Source organism: Vibrio sp. Isolate24, assembly GCF_022398215.1.
In the GTDB taxonomy this organism is placed as follows: domain Bacteria; phylum Pseudomonadota; class Gammaproteobacteria; order Enterobacterales; family Vibrionaceae; genus Vibrio; species Vibrio coralliilyticus_A.
This window is the reverse complement of record NZ_JAKEUU010000003.1, coordinates 30,581-50,826: the sequence shown is the minus strand read 5'-3', so window position 1 is coordinate 50,826 and position 20,246 is coordinate 30,581. Positions and strand designations below refer to the sequence as shown.

Below are 20,246 nucleotides of genomic sequence, written 5' to 3'. Positions count from 1 at the left end.
AATATAAACAGCAGTGGCTTATATGAAATCGAATCGTTTCACTCATACCTATGTGGTGTATGTTGTTTCACTACTGGCGGCAGCCTTTTCGCACCCGGCTCTCTCGCTAACCTCAGAAGAAGGAAAAAGCATTGAGCTATCTGGCGATTTTTCTGCGTCAGGCGGTCAGGCAACATACTCGCTGCCAATCGCGGTATCTCCGGGCCGTGCAGGATTACAACCTTCTGTGAGTTTGGAATATCGTAGTGACTCTCCTAACGGCATGCTCGGTATGGGTTGGAGTTTAGGTGGGCTTTCTTCGATTTCTCGTTGTGGTAAAAACCTCAATAAAGATGGCCGCTGGGGAGGGGTTCGATTTAATGCGGATGATCGCTACTGTCTTGATGGGAAACGTTTGATTGCCGTTTCTGGCCGTGATGGCGAAAACTTAACTGAGTATCGATTGGAAACAAACGGCTATTCGAAGATCGTCTCATTTGGCCGTGCTGGAAATGGGCCTAAAAGTTTCAAGGTTTGGTACAAAGACGGCTCGGTTTATGAATATGGTGCGACGTCCGATTCGCGAGCGGAATTGCCCGGTCAGTCGCACGTTTATAAATGGTCACTGAATAAGATCACTGATACCAGCAAAAACAACCACGTACAGTTCAGCTACCGTGAAGACAATAGAAATGGTACGCATCGAATTGACAATATCAGCTATGTGGGCGGTAAGGTTAGCTTTGAGTATGAAACGAGAACGGATCAAATCGCGCAATATCTGTTTGGTAGCCAGTTAAAACGAAATGTACGCTTAAAAACTATCAAGACTTTTGATGCCAGCAATGCCTCCGTCGGAAGCTATAACCTTAAATATACTTACTCTGGGATCACCGCTCGAAGCCTTTTAAACACGGTAGATTACTGTAGTAATGGCCAGTGCAGTACAGAAATCAATTTCTCTTGGAATAATAGCCATTCCAATAGCCGAAAATCATCTTCATTAGGGTTTCAAGAAGTTAGCTTTTTTGATAGCAATCGAGATGGCCGTTTTGAGGCATATGGATTGACTCAAAAAGCTCAGAACCCTATTTGTACCAGAATAAAGCCTTCGACTCCTTCGGGAATTGCCAAAGGTTTGAAGGGAGAGACGGTTAATAATATTGCTGCTTATGCTCTTTCAGGCAGTTTGGATTCTCCAAACTTAGTGACTACAAAATATGACTATGTTAGAGGCGAATGGTGCGGAGAGTCTGGACCACCAGATCGCGAACGACCTAAATACAACCATTACCTTGATGTTAAGAAGCCACTCAGAACCTATTCGCCTAACAACAATGGGGTAATAGCCACATATACATCAGAGCAGTCCGCTGCCGATTTAAATGGAGATGGAAAGGAAACGCTCTTCTCATCACCAAAGGGCTCGTCTTATCCTATATCTGGTATTGCTGATATCGATAATGATGGTAAAGATGACTACTACGTTAAGTATACGAGTGATTTGGTCTTCTATTTATCAAGTCGCTCTTATAAAGAGTATGTGTTCCGCAGTGAAACAAGTCAGTGGCGACCAGATTTAGCTTTTCTCGCAGACGTAAACAACGATGGTTACAAAGACCTGATTGCAGCGGGTGGTAACCAACGCACCATTCGCGTTTACCTATTTAATGGTCATAGTTTTGTACATAGATTTACTTCTGGGCGCTTGCATGGCGATGATTTAAAGAAAATCAAAGCCATCGACTACAACGCTGATGGTTACCCTGAAATCTACGTTAACGGACGTTTCTACAAAAACAATTTCGGTAATATCAATTTCAGTCAGACCATTGGTTCAAATGTTTCAAAAATTGAGCAATTGGTTGACTACAACTCCGATGGCATCGTTGATTTTGTTCGTAATGATAACGACAAGCTCTACTTGCTAACGTCCAGCGCATATCCGACAGACAAAATATCTAAGATTGAAGAGTTTGCGATCGAGTACCGCGTTAGTTACAAAGTCGCGACAGATACGAGCGTCCACAAACAAAAGCGTTACTACAGCTTCCCTTACGTTAACTCAACCCCAACCGCTTACCTTGTCTCTAGCGTTGTTAAGCAACCTAAAGGCTATGCTTCCACCTCATATAGCTATCAGTATGAAGGGGCGAAGTCACACTATTTGGGTGGTGGCTTCCTTGGGTTTGAAAAAATCACCGAAACAGAAAATGCAGAGGTCACCACTCGTACAGAAACCATATTTGAACAGCTAGATGTGGTGAAGGCGGGTGAGCCAAAGCTCGTATCTGTATTCAAAAACAATAAGAAAGTATCGGAAACATCGTACAGCTATCAAAAGTTGACCAATCAAGGCTACGGAGCCAAGTACTACCAGCTTTATGCTAATAAAGTCGTTAAGAAAAAGTATGGTTTGAGCAGTAGTGCAGTTGAGCGTCAGGAAGTGATTACTCGTTCAATGGATCGCTTTGGCAACTTAATCAATGAAAAATCAGAATTATCCAGTGAATTAGAAGGCGCGGGCAGCTTTACCAGCAACACCCAATATCAATACGTCTCAACGGGTGTAAATCAGAACCATTACATTTACGACATTACCAGCGTTAGTAACGTCAACAATTTAGACACTCTGCTTCGTACTTATAAAGCGGGCATGGGGCGCTATTGTGGTGAAAACGGCGAAGTGTTCTTTAAGCCCAATGACTACATTGTGTTGATCCACAGTGATGTTGATATTCCTCTCGTTCTGGAGCGCTACGATAGTTATTTCAAATACCAGAGCAGTTCTTACAGTGTTGATCTCGATGGTTTAACGGTCTACAAAGGCCAACTTGCCAGCTCAACCGCCAGCGAATTTAACAACTCAAACGCTAAGTCGTGTGGAAGCTATTCGTATAATGACTATGATGGTGACGGTAATATGGAGTTCACCACATCGTCTATGACGCGTGTGCAGACTGTCGGCCAAACGGGCGAGAATTATTGGAAGATCGGCGCCGTTGCCAGCTCTATCTCTACTATTGTTGATAACACCACCAATCTGAAGAGAACCATCGCGAACCAGTATGATTACAGTAGCAATGGTTTCCTTATCTCAGACAAAACAACCAGTTCGGATTATGAGTCAAGTGGTGATATTGCCTTGGCTGGGAAATCGATTACCACACAATATAGCTATGATGATTGGGGTAATGTTGTCAGCCAAAGTGTAGAAGGCGCTGATTTGGCTAAACGCACGACGACCACCCAGTTTGATGCACAAGGCTTATTCTCAACAGCTTCCACCAATGCCGTTGGTCACCGTACGTCAACACAGTTTGATGCTCAAGGACGGCTTAAACAGTCAGTGAGTCCGCTAAAAGGCCGTACCACAGGTTACACCTATGACGTTTTCAGTCGCGTATTGACAGAAACCCTACCGGGTACCAGCAATATCAACCACACCAGCTACGGTTTGGGTAGCCAATGTAAAGATGGAACGTCGCAAACCGTAAGCTGTGTGACGACATCGCCTGCGACTGGCGGTAAAGTAGTGACGCATTTTGACTACGCTGGAAGAGAAATCCGCAAACTGCATACAGGGTTTAGTGGCCAGCTTGTGGTAGTGGATACTCGTTGGGACCGTAATGGCCGTAAAGTCAGCGTAACGCGACCTCAGTTCCTTAGCAAAAAATCGCCTGCGCCAATAGTCACTTTCAGCTACGACGAGTTAAACCGTGAATTGACTAAGTCGGAGCCTGCAAGCAACGGTGGTGTAGCCAGCTTTACCACCCGTTATCAAGGCTACTTAACTTCTGTGACTGATGCCCGAGGTTTTGAACACAGTACTTTGACCAATATCATGGGTCATATACTGCGTAAAAATGAGCCAGATGGTGCCTACCAAACCTATCAGTACTATCCGGATGGAAAACTACGTTCAAGCACGGATTCCGCGGGTAACAAGACTCATATCCGCTATGACAATTTAGGTCATCGTAATTCATTGGATGACCCAGATATGGGCCAGTGGAGTTACAACTACAACGCAGCGGGTGAACTGGTTTACAAGCGTGATGCGAAGGGTACTATCACCACGATTGAGTACGATAGTCTTGGCCGAAAAGTGAAGCTGACCGAAGGGAGTAACGTGTCTACCTGGCGTTACGATGAACGCGGCGCGCTTGGCACCCTATCTGGTTTTGCTGGTAATGGCAGTGAGACGGACTATTACTACAATACTGCTGGTCTTACTGAAGAAGTGGCCGTTCAAGTTGGTGACGAGAAGTTCAGTACCCATTATTTCTACGATAAGTTCGAGCGTGTTGCTAGGGAAGTTCGACCAAACGGCATGGATACCACGCTTGCCGGTGCGGCCAAGTTATTGAGCAGCACCAACAGCAACGATCGCTTGGCAGTCGAATATGTTTATAACCCTTATGGCTACGTTGCTGGGGTACGCAGTCCGCGAAATTATGCAGATGAAGTCTTTACCAAGGCCAGTTTCCGAGAAAATATTGAAAAGCTACTTGACGCTGCAAAAGCACAAGCAACAGAGTACTTAGTCAAAGCGGAACGTTATGCTAAACAAGAAAGCTTCTTTGTCGGAAAGGCAGCTGAGTACAATAGCAAAACCGTCAATGTGCACAGCCTGGATACCTCCTCACAAGCCTTGTTGGGTGACGGCTATCGCTATAAGCAATGGTGTAACAACCAAGGCGAATGTTACTTACGTCCAGCAACTTGGGTATTACTCCATGATGATGTGTCTATCCCACTGGATATTACGCTGGAAGGCGCGATTTATCGCCTAACGACTACCTTAGCCAATACCCAACCGGGAATCCGCAACTACAATGCGACCGTTCATACGGTGCCTGCTTCTGAGTTTAATGCGCAAAGTTTGAGTGCTTCACATGACTTCTTATTGGCTGATTATGACAATAATGGTCAGAAAGATCTGATGAGTAGTAATGATATCTATATTGCTCAGGCGGACAGTGAGACTAGAGAAAATTTACTTTTCAGTGCTGAGGATCTATCTGAAGCTGCTGTCATTGCGAATACTCGCTATAAGTTCTACACCGATCTTGCCAGCCAGTTGATTAACCTGTCAGAAAAAGTGGCAGAGTTGAGTGGCCTGAACTGTGAATATGCGAATCAGTTAGGGGGAAATCAGCTAGAAGCCTCTTCTCGTAATCATTGTGAGAATACTCAGCAATCTAGCCAAGCTGATCACCTTAATATGATTCTGACTCAGTCAAAAATGGAAGAATCATTAGATAACCCAGCCTACCTTTACTACTGGCAGCGTCGTGAAACCGATGCGTACGATCATACATTGTCGGAAACGCTGGGTAATGGTTTAGTTAACACCTACAGCCATGATGCCAATACCGGTCGCCCGAATTATATTACTACCCATGCAGCGAATGTATTGTTTGACCCACGTATTGCTGGTGTTACAAACACTGGTCGCCATAAGCGATTTATTCAGTATCGCTACGACAATCACAACAACGTGACCTACCGATACGATGAGCAGTTGGGCATCACCGATACTTGGACGTACGATGGTTTAGATCGCGTCACCAGCAATACCATCAGTTTGGCGAATAAAACACAACACGGTGTAGACAACCCAGACTTAGCGGGGCCGTTTCATTATCGTTATGACAAGCTGGGCAATCTGATCCATAAATCCGACATTGGAGACTACCACTACAGCGGCCAGCAGGCAGGGCCACATGCTGTGACAAAAGCCAATGGGCTGAATTACCAATATGACGATAACGGTAACATGCTACGCGCATGGGCAGATGGTAACTCGACCAACGAGCGAGAGCTGGAATGGACAGAATTCAACAAGCCAAACAAGATCACCCGCAACGGTAAAACCGTCGAGTTTTTCTATGACGCTAACCATAACCGTTACCTGAAGAAAAACAGCGACGGCATTGAAACCTTCTACTTCGGCAAGAGCTATGAGCGAGTCAAGGATACCAATACAGGGATTGTTCAACACAAACACTTTGTTTATGCCGATGGCAAGCTAATCGCACTCAATACTCAGACTAAGGGTGCAGAAGACGACTTGCAGGACAAACAAGTCCGTTACCTTCATTACGATGCGTTGAACTCGGTCGATTTGATCACCGATGGCTATGGCTTGGTGGTAGAGCGCCGCAGTTACGATACTTGGGGTAAGCAGCGTAAAGTCGCGTGGTCTGATAATGGGCCGTTGGATGTGGTACAAAACGCCATCACTAACCGTGGTTATACCGGACATGAAGAAATTACCGAAGTTGACTTAGTTCATATGAATGGTCGTGTTTATGACCAAGAGTTGGGTCGGTTTATTAGTCCCGACCCTGTAGTACAAGCTCCATACGTTACCAATAGCTTCAATAGATATGCCTATGTAATGAACAATCCTCTTAAATACACTGATCCTTCAGGTTACTGGTGGAGGGATAGCAGTGGGAGCGGAGCAACTGGTGAATGTCGTACAGATGGCACCAATCACGACGGAATATCTGGAAGTAACTCTAATAGAAACGATAGAGGTAGCGACAATGGCTCCAATGAGAAAACGGGTGCTGCAAAAGAAAACAAACCTGAAGAAAGTAATGACAAAGTATCTGAAGATTCTAGTAACTCGAATAGTACAAAGTCTTCCAAGGGAGAAGGAATATCTGAAGAGCAAGTCGCTAGAGAGTTAGGTTACATAAATGAGGTGATGAACCGAGTAGATGAAGAGCTGGATGCAGAAGCCGAGAGGTATGCATATACAAATGCCATGAATGACTTGTTCGACGACATGGATTTCAAAAAGGTTCTTGATGTTGAGTTTAGTGCAGGTTATCAGTCTGGCCCTGTGAATTCAGGTACAAATGGTAAGTCTGGATCAGTTGGATCTAGTTTTGATGCAGGGCCAGTAAACGTATCAGTTAATCATGATTTAAAATCAAACACGACGACGACTAAGGTCAGTGTTGGCCGAAGTGTTGAGACTCCCGTAGGAGGAGCAGGGGTATCGGGCTATGCTGCCTCAGATGGTAAGGTTGGAGTTGAGGCCTCAGCCAATTTAGGAAAGGCTAGTGCTGGAGTAGATGTTTCTGTGGATATCAAATCTGGAATATCGAATGTGTCTAGTCTAGATGCTAGGATCAACAGATATTTCAAAGAAAAATTTAAGTTTAAATATAAGTAGAGTTGATGTGTTCTTATGAAAAGAATCTTGTTTATAGTGCTTTGCCTGTTGTCTTATAGCTCTTATTCCAACTCAATAGATCTTAACATTGATAGTAGCTATATGGATGAGGATTGTAAGTCTGATATTGAGGGATGCTTTTTATCTGGTATAGATTCTGTCATTCCAAATAAAATTATTCGCTCAGTTTTAATATATGTAGATAATTATACTCTCCTTTCAGAAAAATTTAGTTCAGATAAAGTTATTAGTGCTTTAAAAAAGGTGTCAAAATTAGGTAATTTAGACGCTCTTCACCTAGAAGCATCAGTTTATTATGTCGGTAATATTGTTGAAAGAGACGTAAATAAATCTATAGATTTACTTGAATCTATTAAATATGATGAAAGGAATTCAGTGACATTTAATTTACTAGGAAAGTTCTATCTCTATAAACTAAATACTGAAAAATCTGAATATTTGAAGAATGAATACTTCAAATTATCTAAGGATAACTTTTATAGAGCTCATTTATTAAATGACATAGACTCAACTAGAGCTCTTGCTATTGTTATGCTTAAGTATGGAGGGAGTGAGGATTATTTTGAAGCAGGTAAGCTTCTTAAGTACTTAAGTAATGTTGGTGATGAAGAAGATGCAAAAAGATATGAGAAATATAAATCTATAAAAAGAAGAAATTAATGTGTATATAATGTTGTTGTATTTTGTATAAAAATAATAGCCGTGACTTTATAAAAATATTTTGTATTCTATCATGTCTTATTTTTATTTATCCATTAATATTAGTGGCTTATTGGCGTGCACGCTGCCTTTCGAAAGTTGTTGTGCTCATGGTTGTGGGAAGTTTATCTTTCGCTAATGATTTGATAAAGCTAAAGATCTGCCCCGAATCATTGAGTAAAACTGGTTAACCAATTTACCGTGACCAATATTAAAGGACCAACAATGAAAAAATATTTTATATTTATTATTCTACTGCTTAGCTTCGGTGTAAGCGCAACAGAAGAATCACCAACTGGGTTGATTAAAAGAATACAAGCTTATTCTGTTCATGGGGATATTTTTATTAGTATGGAAACTAACGGGCAGCAATGTAGCACTGGATACTTTATAGATAAAGTCAGCCCAGGCTATGAATCAATTTTAAGTATGTTACTTGCGGCCTACCAAGCCAATACACCAATATCAATATTTGCCTATGAAGACCAACGATGGTCGGGGACTACTGCCCCTGTATGTAAAATATTTAGCGTGGTTTATGCGCGTTAGCAGATAACTTAGATGTGTAGAAAAGGATAAAGGTGCTTCTTGAAGATGGTTAGATTTACCTTAGTACTATTTATTTTATTGTCATTTACAGCCAATGCGGCTCGATTTGATATAACTGGGGATATTGGCCAAATTCGATATCATGAAGCCTCTAATTCATTAGCTCCATTATGGCGAAAACACACTTGGTTTGAAATCGTCACCCCAAATGGAAAGCCTAACTGTTACTCTTCTTCGTCAGGAAAATATTCAGTATCGATACCTGAAAATAATGAAACAGTGTTAACTATGTTGTTATCTGTGAAAATGGCAAATAAAAAAGTCATGGTTACACTAGATGACTCAATTCGCTTTCCGAACGATGGACATTGTAAATTACAGTATTTAACTATTTTGTAAACTATACATAAGGAATTAATTATGAAAAAACGCCTTTTGGCTCTTTGGCTTATATCGTCATCCACTTTTGCTGGATCCTCAATGGATGTTGGCACTATAAAAGGTGTTTTTGTTAAACCTAATGGAACGATTGCAGTGAGTCTTCAGCAAGGTTTCCCGAATGCAAAAACATCAGGTCAGTGCGCAAACAGCAATGGATGGGCTGGGTTAGGGACATCGGAAAATATTTTTAAATCCGCATTACTTTCAGCGAAAGCGACGCAAGATACGGTAAAAATNATGCAAAAACATCAGGTCAGTGCGCAAACAGCAATGGATGGGCTGGGTTAGGGACATCGGAAAATATTTTTAAATCCGCATTACTTTCAGCGAAAGCGACGCAAGATACGGTAAAAATTGTGATAGAAGGGTGTGAAGGTGGATGGTATAGGATTAAAGAGTTGTACATAGAGTAGAGCGCAGATCTTAATGGGATTTATTTGACTCACTAAACCAAAGTACCATTTTTTCATATTCGTTGTGATTTGAATCTTGTCTGTGTTTTTTTGATTTGAATCTATTTAAAGGTCAATTATTATTTATGTGTATTACAGGCTTTTCTGTTAATCATATAACGACGAGTAATTAAACTGTCGTTAGAGGAATACGTCAATTACTAAATCTATCAATAAATTTCTGTGGACGTTGTATCTACGAGTGGTGGTTATATTTAAGATTAAATAGTTAACCACTTATAAATTAACTATTAAAGGCTATCTAATGAAGCGATTATTTTTTATTGTGTGTTCCCTAATGAGTTCGGTTGCTTATTCTTTAGAGTGGACAGAACCACATATAGTAGAGCGAGTCCATATCACCACTAATGGTACATACTATTTTAAAGTGGCCGATGGGTGGGGGGCTGAGAGTTGTAAAAAAGCGGCTTATGTCTTCTTACATAAAAACGAAGCCGTTGCTGCAGACGCGGTGCTAAGTCTTGTTCTGGCATCTCAGGCTACTGGTAAGGTAATAAAAGCGCGTGGAGTTTGTCAAGATAGCGGGCACTTTCGCATGGATTATGTCATTCAAATGGAAGCTGAGTAATTTGCCTCTTATACACACCCCCCAAGTTATAGCTTGGGGCTTTGAGCAATATTCAGGCACCATATAAGACCTATAGTTACAATCGTTATTCTTATGTATGGAATAACCCAATTAAGTTTATAGACCCTACAGGCTATAAAATATATGAGCATTCTTATCGCATTGAACACTCAAGTGGTTCAGGTGGAAAGAGACGTCCTAGAAATGGAGAAGACAAAGGCGTAGATGCAAAGGATAAGCTCGCTCCAGAACCACAGCTCCCTAATAGGAAAGAAAATGATAGTAATGTTGAGAATACTGTTAGAGTGAAAGATGGAAGTTGGCAGCACGATGAGTATCGAGAAGGTAAGGTAAAACCTCTCGTAGATAGTATTCCGAATAGATATCAGCGAGTAGATATAGTTAGGTTATCTAATTGAGTCAAAGAAGAACTAAAGGTGACAGAGAAACCCATGGATGGTTCTGTTAATGAGATTGCTAATAAACTGGCAGATCCTGCGCAATTTTTTACTAGAACTATACCGGAGAAAATTGCGGTGGAAACTGCTCGGTAAGGTATCAACTATTCTAATCGAGAAGAATACCTTCGTGAAGAGGTTCGTGAAACAACTTATAATACAACAACCCAAGAAGGTTTACTTGATACTAAGACCGGATATGTTTTTTCTACAGGAAATAAAAAAGACCATGATCTAAAAGTTGTTGTAGAGAAAGTAGAAAAAACTGATGTTACAGTGAGGCCTGCTGGTACAAAGGAAACTAGTAGTAATATGGATTTGGGTAGTTATGATTATGATTAATGCTTTTTTTAGAGTTTGTATTTTCTTCTCTTTCTCTGCTTTGGGTTCTTCTTGTGTATTTGCATACGATGTCGATTTACAAAAATCAGGAGTTATGGACTTTTATCCTAGTTGTAAACTTGAGAAAAAAAGTAGCCTATGTATCGAAAGAATTAACATTGATGAAGAAAAAAGAGTTTTTATTACTGTGAATAGTAATTTTGATTCTACACCTGAACTCTTAGAACATGATTTAAAAGATACATCATCTAAAATTAGATTGGCTACTTTTGTTTTAAGGATTCTTATTGGAAAATTCAACCCTAGGTTTAGCGAGGAATTTTCAGGAGAGAAAATTCGAATAAAATTAGATAATGCAAGTTTAGATAATATTACAGTTTTAATGAAGGCTAACATTAACAAATCGACTTATTCAGGATTTTCATATATTGACGATGATGGGGTGCTATTAATTTCAGTTAAAGAAACAGATATTGAACCCGATGATTATTTTTATTCTGAGTTGAGGAATAAAAATAATTAGCCTGCATGTCGAAGAAGTAACAAGTGTAGTTAACCAGTTTAACCCTCCACTATGGTCAAATGGGCTAGCACCATTTTATATTGATGGAGAGAGCGAAACATTATTCTCTCTCGCATTAGCAGCTAAGTTAGCCGATAGAAAAGTTAAGGTCTATGTTCGCCACTGCGGCACAAAAAGGGCTACAGTCTGTAAACTAGAGGATTTGGGCTTAGATAATAATTAGAAAAGCTGCTTTCTATTTTTAATTAATTTCCCACTAAAATAGGAGTATTACTACTATTTTTAGTGCTTATAAAACTAGCCTAAAAGGTGAAACTATGAAGAAAATTTATACATTGTTATTTTTACTCTGTTCTTTACTTTTCAGTATTAACAGTTCATTAGCGGGAACGCCGCCTTTCGAAGGTTGCCGTTCTAGTGGTTGTGTGGGAAAAATTGATTCTATTTACCTGCACCGAGATGGAAGTATTAAGTTCCCACCACCAGGAAAAGTGTTTGGATATGTACCCAGTGAGCTTCATTGTAAGTTAGGAGAAGGTGTTTACTTCGTTTTAAAACAATCTCATCCTCACTTTAAAAATACTTACAGTATGTTGCTCACAGCTCACTCATCAGAGAAACAGGTATTTGCCCGTATTGTTGAAGGTTCCAACGATTGTCAGCTTGATTATATGGTTATTTATTAACGTTTTATAAATTACATAAGGAATTAATTATGAAAAAACGCCTTTTGGCTCTTTGGCTTATATCGTCATCCACTTTTGCTGGATCTTCAATGGATTTCGGCACTATAAAAGGTGTTTTTTTTAAACCTAATGGAACAATTGCAGTGAGTCTTCAGCAAGGTTTCCCGAATGCAAAAACATCAGGTCAGTGCGCAAACAGCAATGGATGGGCTGGGTTAGGGACATCGGAAAATATTTTTAAATCCGCATTACTTTCAGCGAAAGCGACGCAAGATACGGTAAAAATNATGCAAAAACATCAGGTCAGTGCGCAAACAGCAATGGATGGGCTGGGTTAGGGACATCGGAAAATATTTTTAAATCCGCATTACTTTCAGCGAAAGCGACGCAAGATACGGTAAAAATTGTGATAGAAGGGTGTGAAGGTGGATGGTATCGGATTAAAGAGTTGTACATAGAGTAGAGCGCAGATCTGAACGGGATTTATTTGACTCACTAAACCAAAGTACCATTTTTTCATATTCGTTGTGATTTGAATCGTATCTATGTTTTTTTGATTTGAATCTATTTAAAGGTTGATTATTATTCATGTGTATTATGATTTTTCCTGCTAATTAGATAACAATATGGGGTGGAAGTGTAGCCCATTTCCACTTTTCACCAGAGTGAAATCAATGATGACTCAAATACACTATCTCCCTATCGTGGTTTTACTCGTTTTTATTACCACTGTCTTACACACCATACACTCAGCGCCTTTATTTTTATTATCAATTGATGGCTTGGGTTTGAATAAAAACCGTCGAAAGCCGTCCCCAAAATAAAATGCAGTGATTTTCCTCACCGTTTGCTTCAGAAATGCCTCATACACAGCTCAAATTGATAGCTTTCTGAGTTTTTAGAGTGGTCAACAAATCCAAATCAAGAAAATAACCGCAGTGGCTTATATGAAATCGAATCGTTTTCCTCATATTTATGCAGTACATGTAGCTTTACTTCTAGCAGTCGTCTTTTCTTATTCTGCTTTGGCTCTCACCTTAGAGGCTGGAAAAAGCATCAAACTATCAGGTGACTTTTCGGTCTCAGGCAGCCAAGCAAGCTACTCATTGCCCATCTCAGTAGCACCGGGCCGAGCGGGCCATCAACCTAGGTTAAGTATCGAGTATCGCAGTGATTCCCCTAATGGCATGCTTGGAATGGGGTGGAGCTTAGGCGGGTTATCTTCGATTTCTCGTTGTGGCAAGAGCTTATATAAAGACGGTCGTCGGGGCGGGGTGAATTTTGATGACAATGACCGATTCTGCCTTGATGGACAAAGGTTGATCGCGATTTCAGGTAGGGACGGCGAAGACCTGACGGAATATCGAGTGGAAAATAATGGCTATGCCAAGATTGTGTCGTTTGGTCGCGTAGGAAAGGGGCCATCGAGCTTTAAGGTTTGGTACAAGGACGGCTCTATTTATGAGTATGGTGTAACGGAAGACTCGCGAGTCGAACTCCCCACACAACTTGATGTATATAAATGGGCGCTGAATCGAATCACGGATGCCAGTAAGGCAAATTATATCGATTTTGTTTACAGCGAAGACAATGGGGCGGGTAAACATAAGCTCACACAGATCACCTACGTAGGGGGAAAAGTTAACCTTGTTTATGAAAACCGCTCAGATACAACTTCTCACTATCTTGGCGGTAAGCAACTTAATAGAACAGAGCGACTAAAGCAGATCGAAACCTTTGACAGCAAAGGGGAGAAAATTGGCACATATGATCTCATTTATCAGACGTCTCCTACGACTTCTCGCAGCCAACTGACCAAGATTAATTACTGTGCTGAAGGCCAGTGCTCTAGTGATATTCGCTTTACTTGGACTGGTCGAAGTCATCCGGGGCTAGGTGGGGCAACAAGTACAGGTTTTAATAGCCCCAGATACTTAGAGGTAAATGGGCAAGTAAAAACGTACGGTGAGTTGAGCCGTAACAGCAATGGCACCATGTCAGTCAGAGGCTTAAACGGTGTAACACATACCAATGTGAAGTCATACAGCTTGAGTGGTAGTGTCATCTCGCCTAGTGTTGCTTTGAACCAATGTAGTATCAATACCGCGAGTTCGTATAACAAGGGGAATGGTCAATTAGGTCACTATTGTCAGTTTAGTACCTGTTCAGGTGATAGCTGCAAACATGCTTCCAATGGCGTGAATTATGGTGACTTTAATGGTGATGGTGTTGAGACCTATCAAAAAGGTTACGCAACCATTGATATCAATGGTGATGGGATTGATGACTTACATAAGTTTGATGTGGCAAATGGTGGATATCGTTATCGAATAACGGGAGGGGCTTGGCAAACGTTGCCCTCTGCGGAGGGACGAGTTTTAAAGTCGTTTGCTGATGTGAATGCTGATGGTTATCTTGATGTGGTGATGGGCTCAGGAACATCGAAAGGTAAGCTCTACATTCACCTGTTTAATGGTAAATCATTTAATTCTCCTTTTGCTATTAGTCATAGCGTCTTACACGATGAGAGTATCTACTTCTCCGACTTAAATAATGACGGTTACCCAGAATTGGGCTATGGCCGTTACTTCTACCAAAATACTCAGAATAACCAGTTTTCGACCAGCGTATTTCTCGATGTCGGCGAAAAGATTTATTCGGTTCAAGATGTGAATGGCGATGGCTGGCCGGATGTATTAACTCGTGCTGATGGTAACAACGCTAAAGCTCATATTCGCTATTCCTCGCAGCATGCCCAAGACAAAATTACGCATTTTTCTGAAGTGGGTGTTGATTATACGGTGACTTACAAAGCTGCCAGTGACAACAGTGTTTACACGGCTTCTAATATCAGCTCGTACCCATTTCAAGTGATAACGCCAAGGCGCTATTTAGTCGCGAGTATGGTTAAAGCGCCAAAAGGCTATGCTACGACTCACCATCGCTACCAATATCAAGACGCAAAGACGCATCTTAATGGAGGAGGCTTCTTAGGTTTTAAAATGATGACTGAAACAGAAAATGCGGATGTTATCACGACCACTAAAACCACGTTTGAGCAAGAAGATCTTGCGATAGCCAGCAAGCCACTTGAGGTCGAAATCTTTAAAAATGGTAAGAAAGTCGCTGAGAATCGTTACCAATACAAATTGCACACTCATCAAGGCTATAACGCTAAGTACTACCAAGTGTACGCAGACAAAGTTGTTAAAAGTCAGTTTGGCTTGAACAGTGATGTGGTCGAAAGAAAAGAGACCATGAGCAGTATCATGGACCGCTTTGGGAATTTGCTTGAAGAGACAACCGTTATTTCAAGTGAGCTTGATGGCGCAGGTCAATTTACTCGAACGAATAAGCTTGATTATCTCTCAACTGGTGTGAACAACAATCATCATATTTATGATATTTCGGCAGTCAGCAACATCGATAATCTAGCGGCCGTGCTGAGCTCTTTCAAAGCGGGGCTTGGGCGTTATTGTGCCGCGAACGGTGACGTTTACTTTAAAGCCAATGATCATATCGTGCTCATTCATAGCGATGTCGATATTCCTTTAGTGCTACAACGTTACGACTCTTACTTTAAGTATCAAGTCACAGAATCTAGCACTGATCTAGATGGGCTCACGGTGTACGCTGGAACGTTAATCCACTCTTCCGCCGCAGATTTTAATACCGCTAACCCGAAATCATGTGGTAGCTACGCGATTGGTGATTTTGACGGTGATGGAAATATGGAGTTCACTACCTCAAGGACGACACGTACTGAACTGGTCACGGAAACGGGTGATAGCTTTTGGAAAATTGGCGCTGTGGTCACGTCAACAGCTACGATAACCGACGATACAACTCAACTGACCCGTACGACCAGTAATAGCTATCACTACGATAACCATGGTTTTTTGATTTCCAGTTCTGTGAATAGCTCTAACTATGAGTCAAGCAGTGATATTACGTCAGGCGGTAAAAGCGTTACTAATCGCTATCATAATGATCAATGGGGCAATGTTGTGTCGCAAAGCGTAGAAGGCTCTGACCTTGTTGCGCGAATCTCAACCACTCAATATGACAGTCAAGGGTTATACGTTACAGAATCTGCCAATGCATTAGGGCATGTCTCATTTACTCAATTTAATGCTCAAGGCTTGCTGAGCCAATCAATTGGTGCACTGAAAGGCCGTACCAAGAGCCTTACTTATGACGCTTTTGGTCGTGTAATTAGTGAATCTCTGCCCGGTACGGGGAATACCAATCACACCCAATACCAACTGGGAGAGCAATGTGGTCCGCACTCAACAAGTCAGACGGTGAGCTGCGTTACTCTTAACCCCGCCTCTGGTGGCCAGGTGATGACATTTTTTGACTATGCAGGCCGAGAAATTCGTAAACTGCATACTGGCTTTAGCGGTCAGTTAGTCGTGGTCGATACTCGGTGGGATCGCAATGGTCGAAAAGTTAGCCTTTCTCGACCTCAGTTTGTTGGTAGCAAAGCCTCGGCACCTCGAGTTGCTTTTACTTATGATGCCTTAAACCGAGAAATTCAAAAGCAAGAGCCTGCCAATGCTGGGGGAATCGCCACTTTCGACACAAGTTATGATGGATACAAGACCAGTGTTAAAGATGCACGAGGCTTTATTCATACGACAGTAACGAATGTGATGGGTCATACTTTACGTAAAGAAGAGCCAGATGGTGCATACCAAACCTATCAGTACTATCCGGATGGAAAACTACGTTCAAGCACGGATTCCGCAGGTAACACGACTCACATCCGCTATGACAATTTAGGTCATCGTCATTCGTTGGATGACCCAGATATGGGCCAGTGGAGTTACAACTACAATGCCGCGGGCGAACTGGTTTATAAGCGCGATGCGAAGGGCACTGTCACCACGATTGAGTACGATAATCTTGGCCGAAAAGTGAAGCAGACCGAAGGGAGTAATGTATCTACCTGGCGTTACGATGAACGCGGCGCGCTTGGCACCCTATCAGGCTTTACTGGTAATGGCAGTGAAACGGACTATTACTACAACTCTGCAGGTCTTACTGAAGAAGTGGCCGTTCAAGTTGGTGACGAGAAATTCAGCACCCATTACTTCTACGATAAGTTCGAGCGTGTTTCTAGGGAAGTTCGACCAAACGGCATCGATACCACGCTTGCCGGTACGGCCAAGTTATTGAGCAGCACCAACAGCAACGATCGCCTAGCGGTTGAATATGTTTATAACCCTTATGGCTACGTCGCAGGGGTACGCAGCCCACGAAATTATGCAGATGAAGTCTTTACCAGTGCTAGCTTCCGTGAAGGTATTCGTGAGCTGCTGAATGACGCAATTGCACAAGCCAATGTTTACCTCACTAAGGCAGAACGCTACGCCACTCAGGAAAGCTTCTTTACTACTAAAGCAGCTGAGTACAACAGCAAAACCGTCAATGTGCACAATCTAGATGCCTCCTCGCAAGCCTTGTTGGGTGACGGCTATCGCTATAAGCAGTGGTGTAATGAACAGGGCGAATGTTATTTACGCCCAGCAACTTGGGTACTGCTCCATGATGATGTCTCTATCCCGCTGGATATTACGCTGGAAGGGGCGATTTATCGCCTAACGACTACCTTAGCCAATACCCAACCGGGAATCCGCAACTACAACGCGACCATTCATAAGGTGCCAGCTTCGGAGTTTAATGCGCAAAGTTTGAGTGCTTCACATGACTTCTTACTGACTGATTATGACAGTAACGGTCAGAAAGATTTAATGAGCAATAACGATATCTATATTGCTCAGGCGGACAGTGAAACACGTGACGAACTCTTATTTGCTGCCGATGATTTATCTGAAGCAGCAACGGTGGCAAACACTCGCTATAAGTTCTACACCGACCTTGCCAACCAGTTAATTAACCTGTCAGAAAAAGTGGCAGAGTTGAGTGGTTTGAACTGTGAATATGCGAATCAGTTGGGGGGGAATCAGCTAGAGGCCTCTTCCCGTAATCATTGTGAGAACACTCAGCAATCTAGCCAAGCTGATCACCTCAATATGATTCTGACTCAGTCAGAAATGGAAGCGTCATTAGATAACCCTGCCTACCTTTACTATTGGCAACGTCGTGAAACCGATGCTTATGATCATACGTTGTCGGAAACACTGGGTAATGGATTGGTTAACACCTACAGCCATGATACCAATACCGGTCGACCGAATTATATTACCACCCATAAAGCGAATGTGTTGTTTGATCCACGCCTCTCTGCAAGTACCAGCCAAGGGCGTAATGTCCGCTTTATTCAGTATCGCTATGACAATCACAACAACGTGACCTACCGATATGATGAGCAGCTGGGCATAACCGATACTTGGACCTACGATGGTTTAGATCGCGTTACCAGCAATACCATCAGCTTGGCGAATAAAGCGCAGCACGGGGTAAACAACCCAGACTTAGCAGGGCCGTTTAATTACCGTTATGACAAGCTGGGCAATCTGATACATAAATCCGACATTGGAGACTACCACTACAGCGGTCAGCAGGCAGGGCCACATGCCGTGACAAAAGCCAATGGGCTGAATTACCAATATGACGATAACGGTAACATGCTGCGCGCATGGGCAGAGGGCAACTCGACCAACGAGCGAGAGCTGGAATGGACGGAGTTCAACAAGCCAAACAAGATTACCCGCAACGGTAAAACCGTCGAGTTTTTCTATGACGCTAACCATAATCGTTATTTGAAGAAGAACAGCGACGGTGTCGAAACCTTCTACTTTGGTAAGAGCTATGAGCGAGTCAAGGATACCAATACAGGGGTTGTTCAACACAAGCACTTTATTTATGCCGATGGCAAGTTGATTGCTCTGAATACTCAAACTGACGATGGTGAGAGCCAGCTGAAAGACAAACAAGTCCGTTACCTTCATTACGATGCGCTGAACTCGGTCGATATGATCACTGATGGCTACGGCTTAGTGGTAGAGCGCCGCAGTTACGATACTTGGGGTAAGCAGCGTAAAGTGGCGTGGTCTGATAATGGGCCGTTGGAGGTAGTACAAAACGCCATTACTAACCGCGGTTATACCGGACATGAAGACATTACCGAAGTTGGTTTAGTTCATATGAATGGACGAGTCTACGATCAAGAGTTGGGTCGATTTATTAGCCCGGACCCATTTGTTCAACAGCTTTATACAGTTGGCAGTTTCAATCGATATAGCTATGTGCTTAATAATCCGCTGAGTTATACCGATCCAAGTGGCTACTTTTTCAAATCCTTGAAAAAAATAGTAAGGAGAGTGATTAAGAAAATAGATTATGGCATTGCTAGAGCCATTATGACTGCTGGTTCTGCATTCTGCGGGCCATGGGCACCAGCATGTGCAGCAGTTGGGACTTATGAAATTAATAGAGCTCATGGTGTCTCCTCTTCAGATTCACTTAAATCGGCAGCCGTAGCCGGAGGTGCGCAATGGGTTTTCGGTAGCTCAGGTGCGGATTTAACAGTACAACAAGCTGCGATAAAAGCGGGCACTATGGTCGCTGGCTCGCAAGATCCTAAGTTAGGGCAAGCCTTAATGTTTCTTCAGGGTAACTGGGGAGCAAGCATTGGGACCATGGTTCAAAATGGCGTGGGTAGTTCGTTGCAATACTTAGCTCAAGCAGAGCTACAACGGCATGCGGCTCGTTGGGGGATGAGCTTAGAAGAGTTTAATTTAATTCTTGGACTAAATTCGAAAGCGGGCTTGTCTATTGCCGGTGGCTCATACAGTAATAAATCACATGTAGAAGGCTTTACGAGCCGGTTTATTAAGCCAGGATTAGGTGTGTTTTGGGATATCAATGACTCACTACTAAACGTTCAAGGTTTACTGGACGCGGTCTCATCTCAAATTGTTAGAGAAGGGACAAAAAACGGTCACTTGATTGGTCATTCGTTAGGCGCTTGGAGAACCAATAATTTACAGCGGCATGGCTATATTAAGTCTTCTTATCTTCTTTCATTACCGGGATTTGCCTATCCGGCTGCAGGGAGCCGCGGGTCCTGTGCCTCTCTGGACTTCATTTGTGGCACTGCCCTAATGTCGATAGTTCGTCCCAATACGACTATTGTATCGAGCCCTGCCAGTTTAATCCCTAACGTGTTGAATGGTGTATCGGCTAACCATTCTAAGGACACTGTTCCTGGATATTCTACCCAGTGGAATCAATGATGAGAATTAGTTCTTTAATGATTAATGATGTTGGCAACTATTGCTTTTTCTTCTCAAAAATAAGCTTTATTGATGGTAGGGGAAGCAACCGAATGCTAAGCAAAAAAA

General features: G+C 42.3%; 9 protein-coding genes. All 9 read left to right on the top strand.

The window, feature by feature from the left end:
- Positions 1 to 22: 22 nt before the first annotated feature.
- The 9 genes from L1D23_RS12980 to L1D23_RS12940 all read left to right on the top strand — a co-directional run bounded on the left by L1D23_RS12980 (position 23) and on the right by L1D23_RS12940 (position 20,138).
- Entirely contained in the window at positions 23 to 7,174 is a 7,152-nt protein-coding gene (locus L1D23_RS12980; RefSeq protein WP_239866895.1) for an RHS repeat-associated core domain-containing protein, read from the top strand.
- Between the two features lie 15 nt (positions 7,175 to 7,189).
- A complete protein-coding gene (locus L1D23_RS12975) occupies positions 7,190 to 7,855 on the top strand; it encodes a hypothetical protein (RefSeq protein ID WP_239866892.1) in 666 nt (221 codons plus the stop codon).
- A 264-nt stretch (positions 7,856 to 8,119) separates the two neighbouring features.
- On the top strand, positions 8,120 to 8,443 hold the full coding sequence (locus tag L1D23_RS12970) for a hypothetical protein (protein ID WP_239866889.1): 324 nt from the start codon (positions 8,120 to 8,122) through the stop codon (positions 8,441 to 8,443).
- Positions 8,444 to 8,488: 45 nt separating this feature from the next.
- Positions 8,489 to 8,842, top strand: coding sequence for a hypothetical protein (locus tag L1D23_RS12965; protein ID WP_239866885.1), 354 nt, complete (start codon positions 8,489 to 8,491; stop codon positions 8,840 to 8,842).
- Positions 8,843 to 9,634: 792 nt separating this feature from the next.
- The gene (locus L1D23_RS12960) at positions 9,635 to 9,925 is read left to right on the top strand and encodes a hypothetical protein (protein WP_239866881.1); all 291 of its coding nucleotides are present in this window, start codon (positions 9,635 to 9,637) and stop codon (positions 9,923 to 9,925) included.
- Between the two features lie 41 nt (positions 9,926 to 9,966).
- Positions 9,967 to 10,344, top strand: coding sequence for a hypothetical protein (locus L1D23_RS12955; protein ID WP_239866878.1), 378 nt, complete (start codon positions 9,967 to 9,969; stop codon positions 10,342 to 10,344).
- A gap of 367 nt (positions 10,345 to 10,711) precedes the next feature.
- Positions 10,712 to 11,248 (top strand): hypothetical protein, encoded by a 537-nt coding sequence (locus L1D23_RS12950; protein ID WP_239866875.1) that lies wholly within the window; start codon positions 10,712 to 10,714, stop codon positions 11,246 to 11,248.
- A gap of 317 nt (positions 11,249 to 11,565) precedes the next feature.
- Positions 11,566 to 11,934 carry a hypothetical protein gene (locus tag L1D23_RS12945; protein ID WP_239866872.1) on the top strand — a complete coding sequence of 123 codons (369 nt, stop codon included), beginning with the start codon at positions 11,566 to 11,568 and terminating at the stop codon, positions 11,932 to 11,934.
- Between the two features lie 947 nt (positions 11,935 to 12,881).
- The gene (locus tag L1D23_RS12940) at positions 12,882 to 20,138 is read left to right on the top strand and encodes an RHS repeat-associated core domain-containing protein (protein ID WP_239866869.1); all 7,257 of its coding nucleotides are present in this window, start codon (positions 12,882 to 12,884) and stop codon (positions 20,136 to 20,138) included.
- Positions 20,139 to 20,246 lie beyond the last annotated feature (108 nt).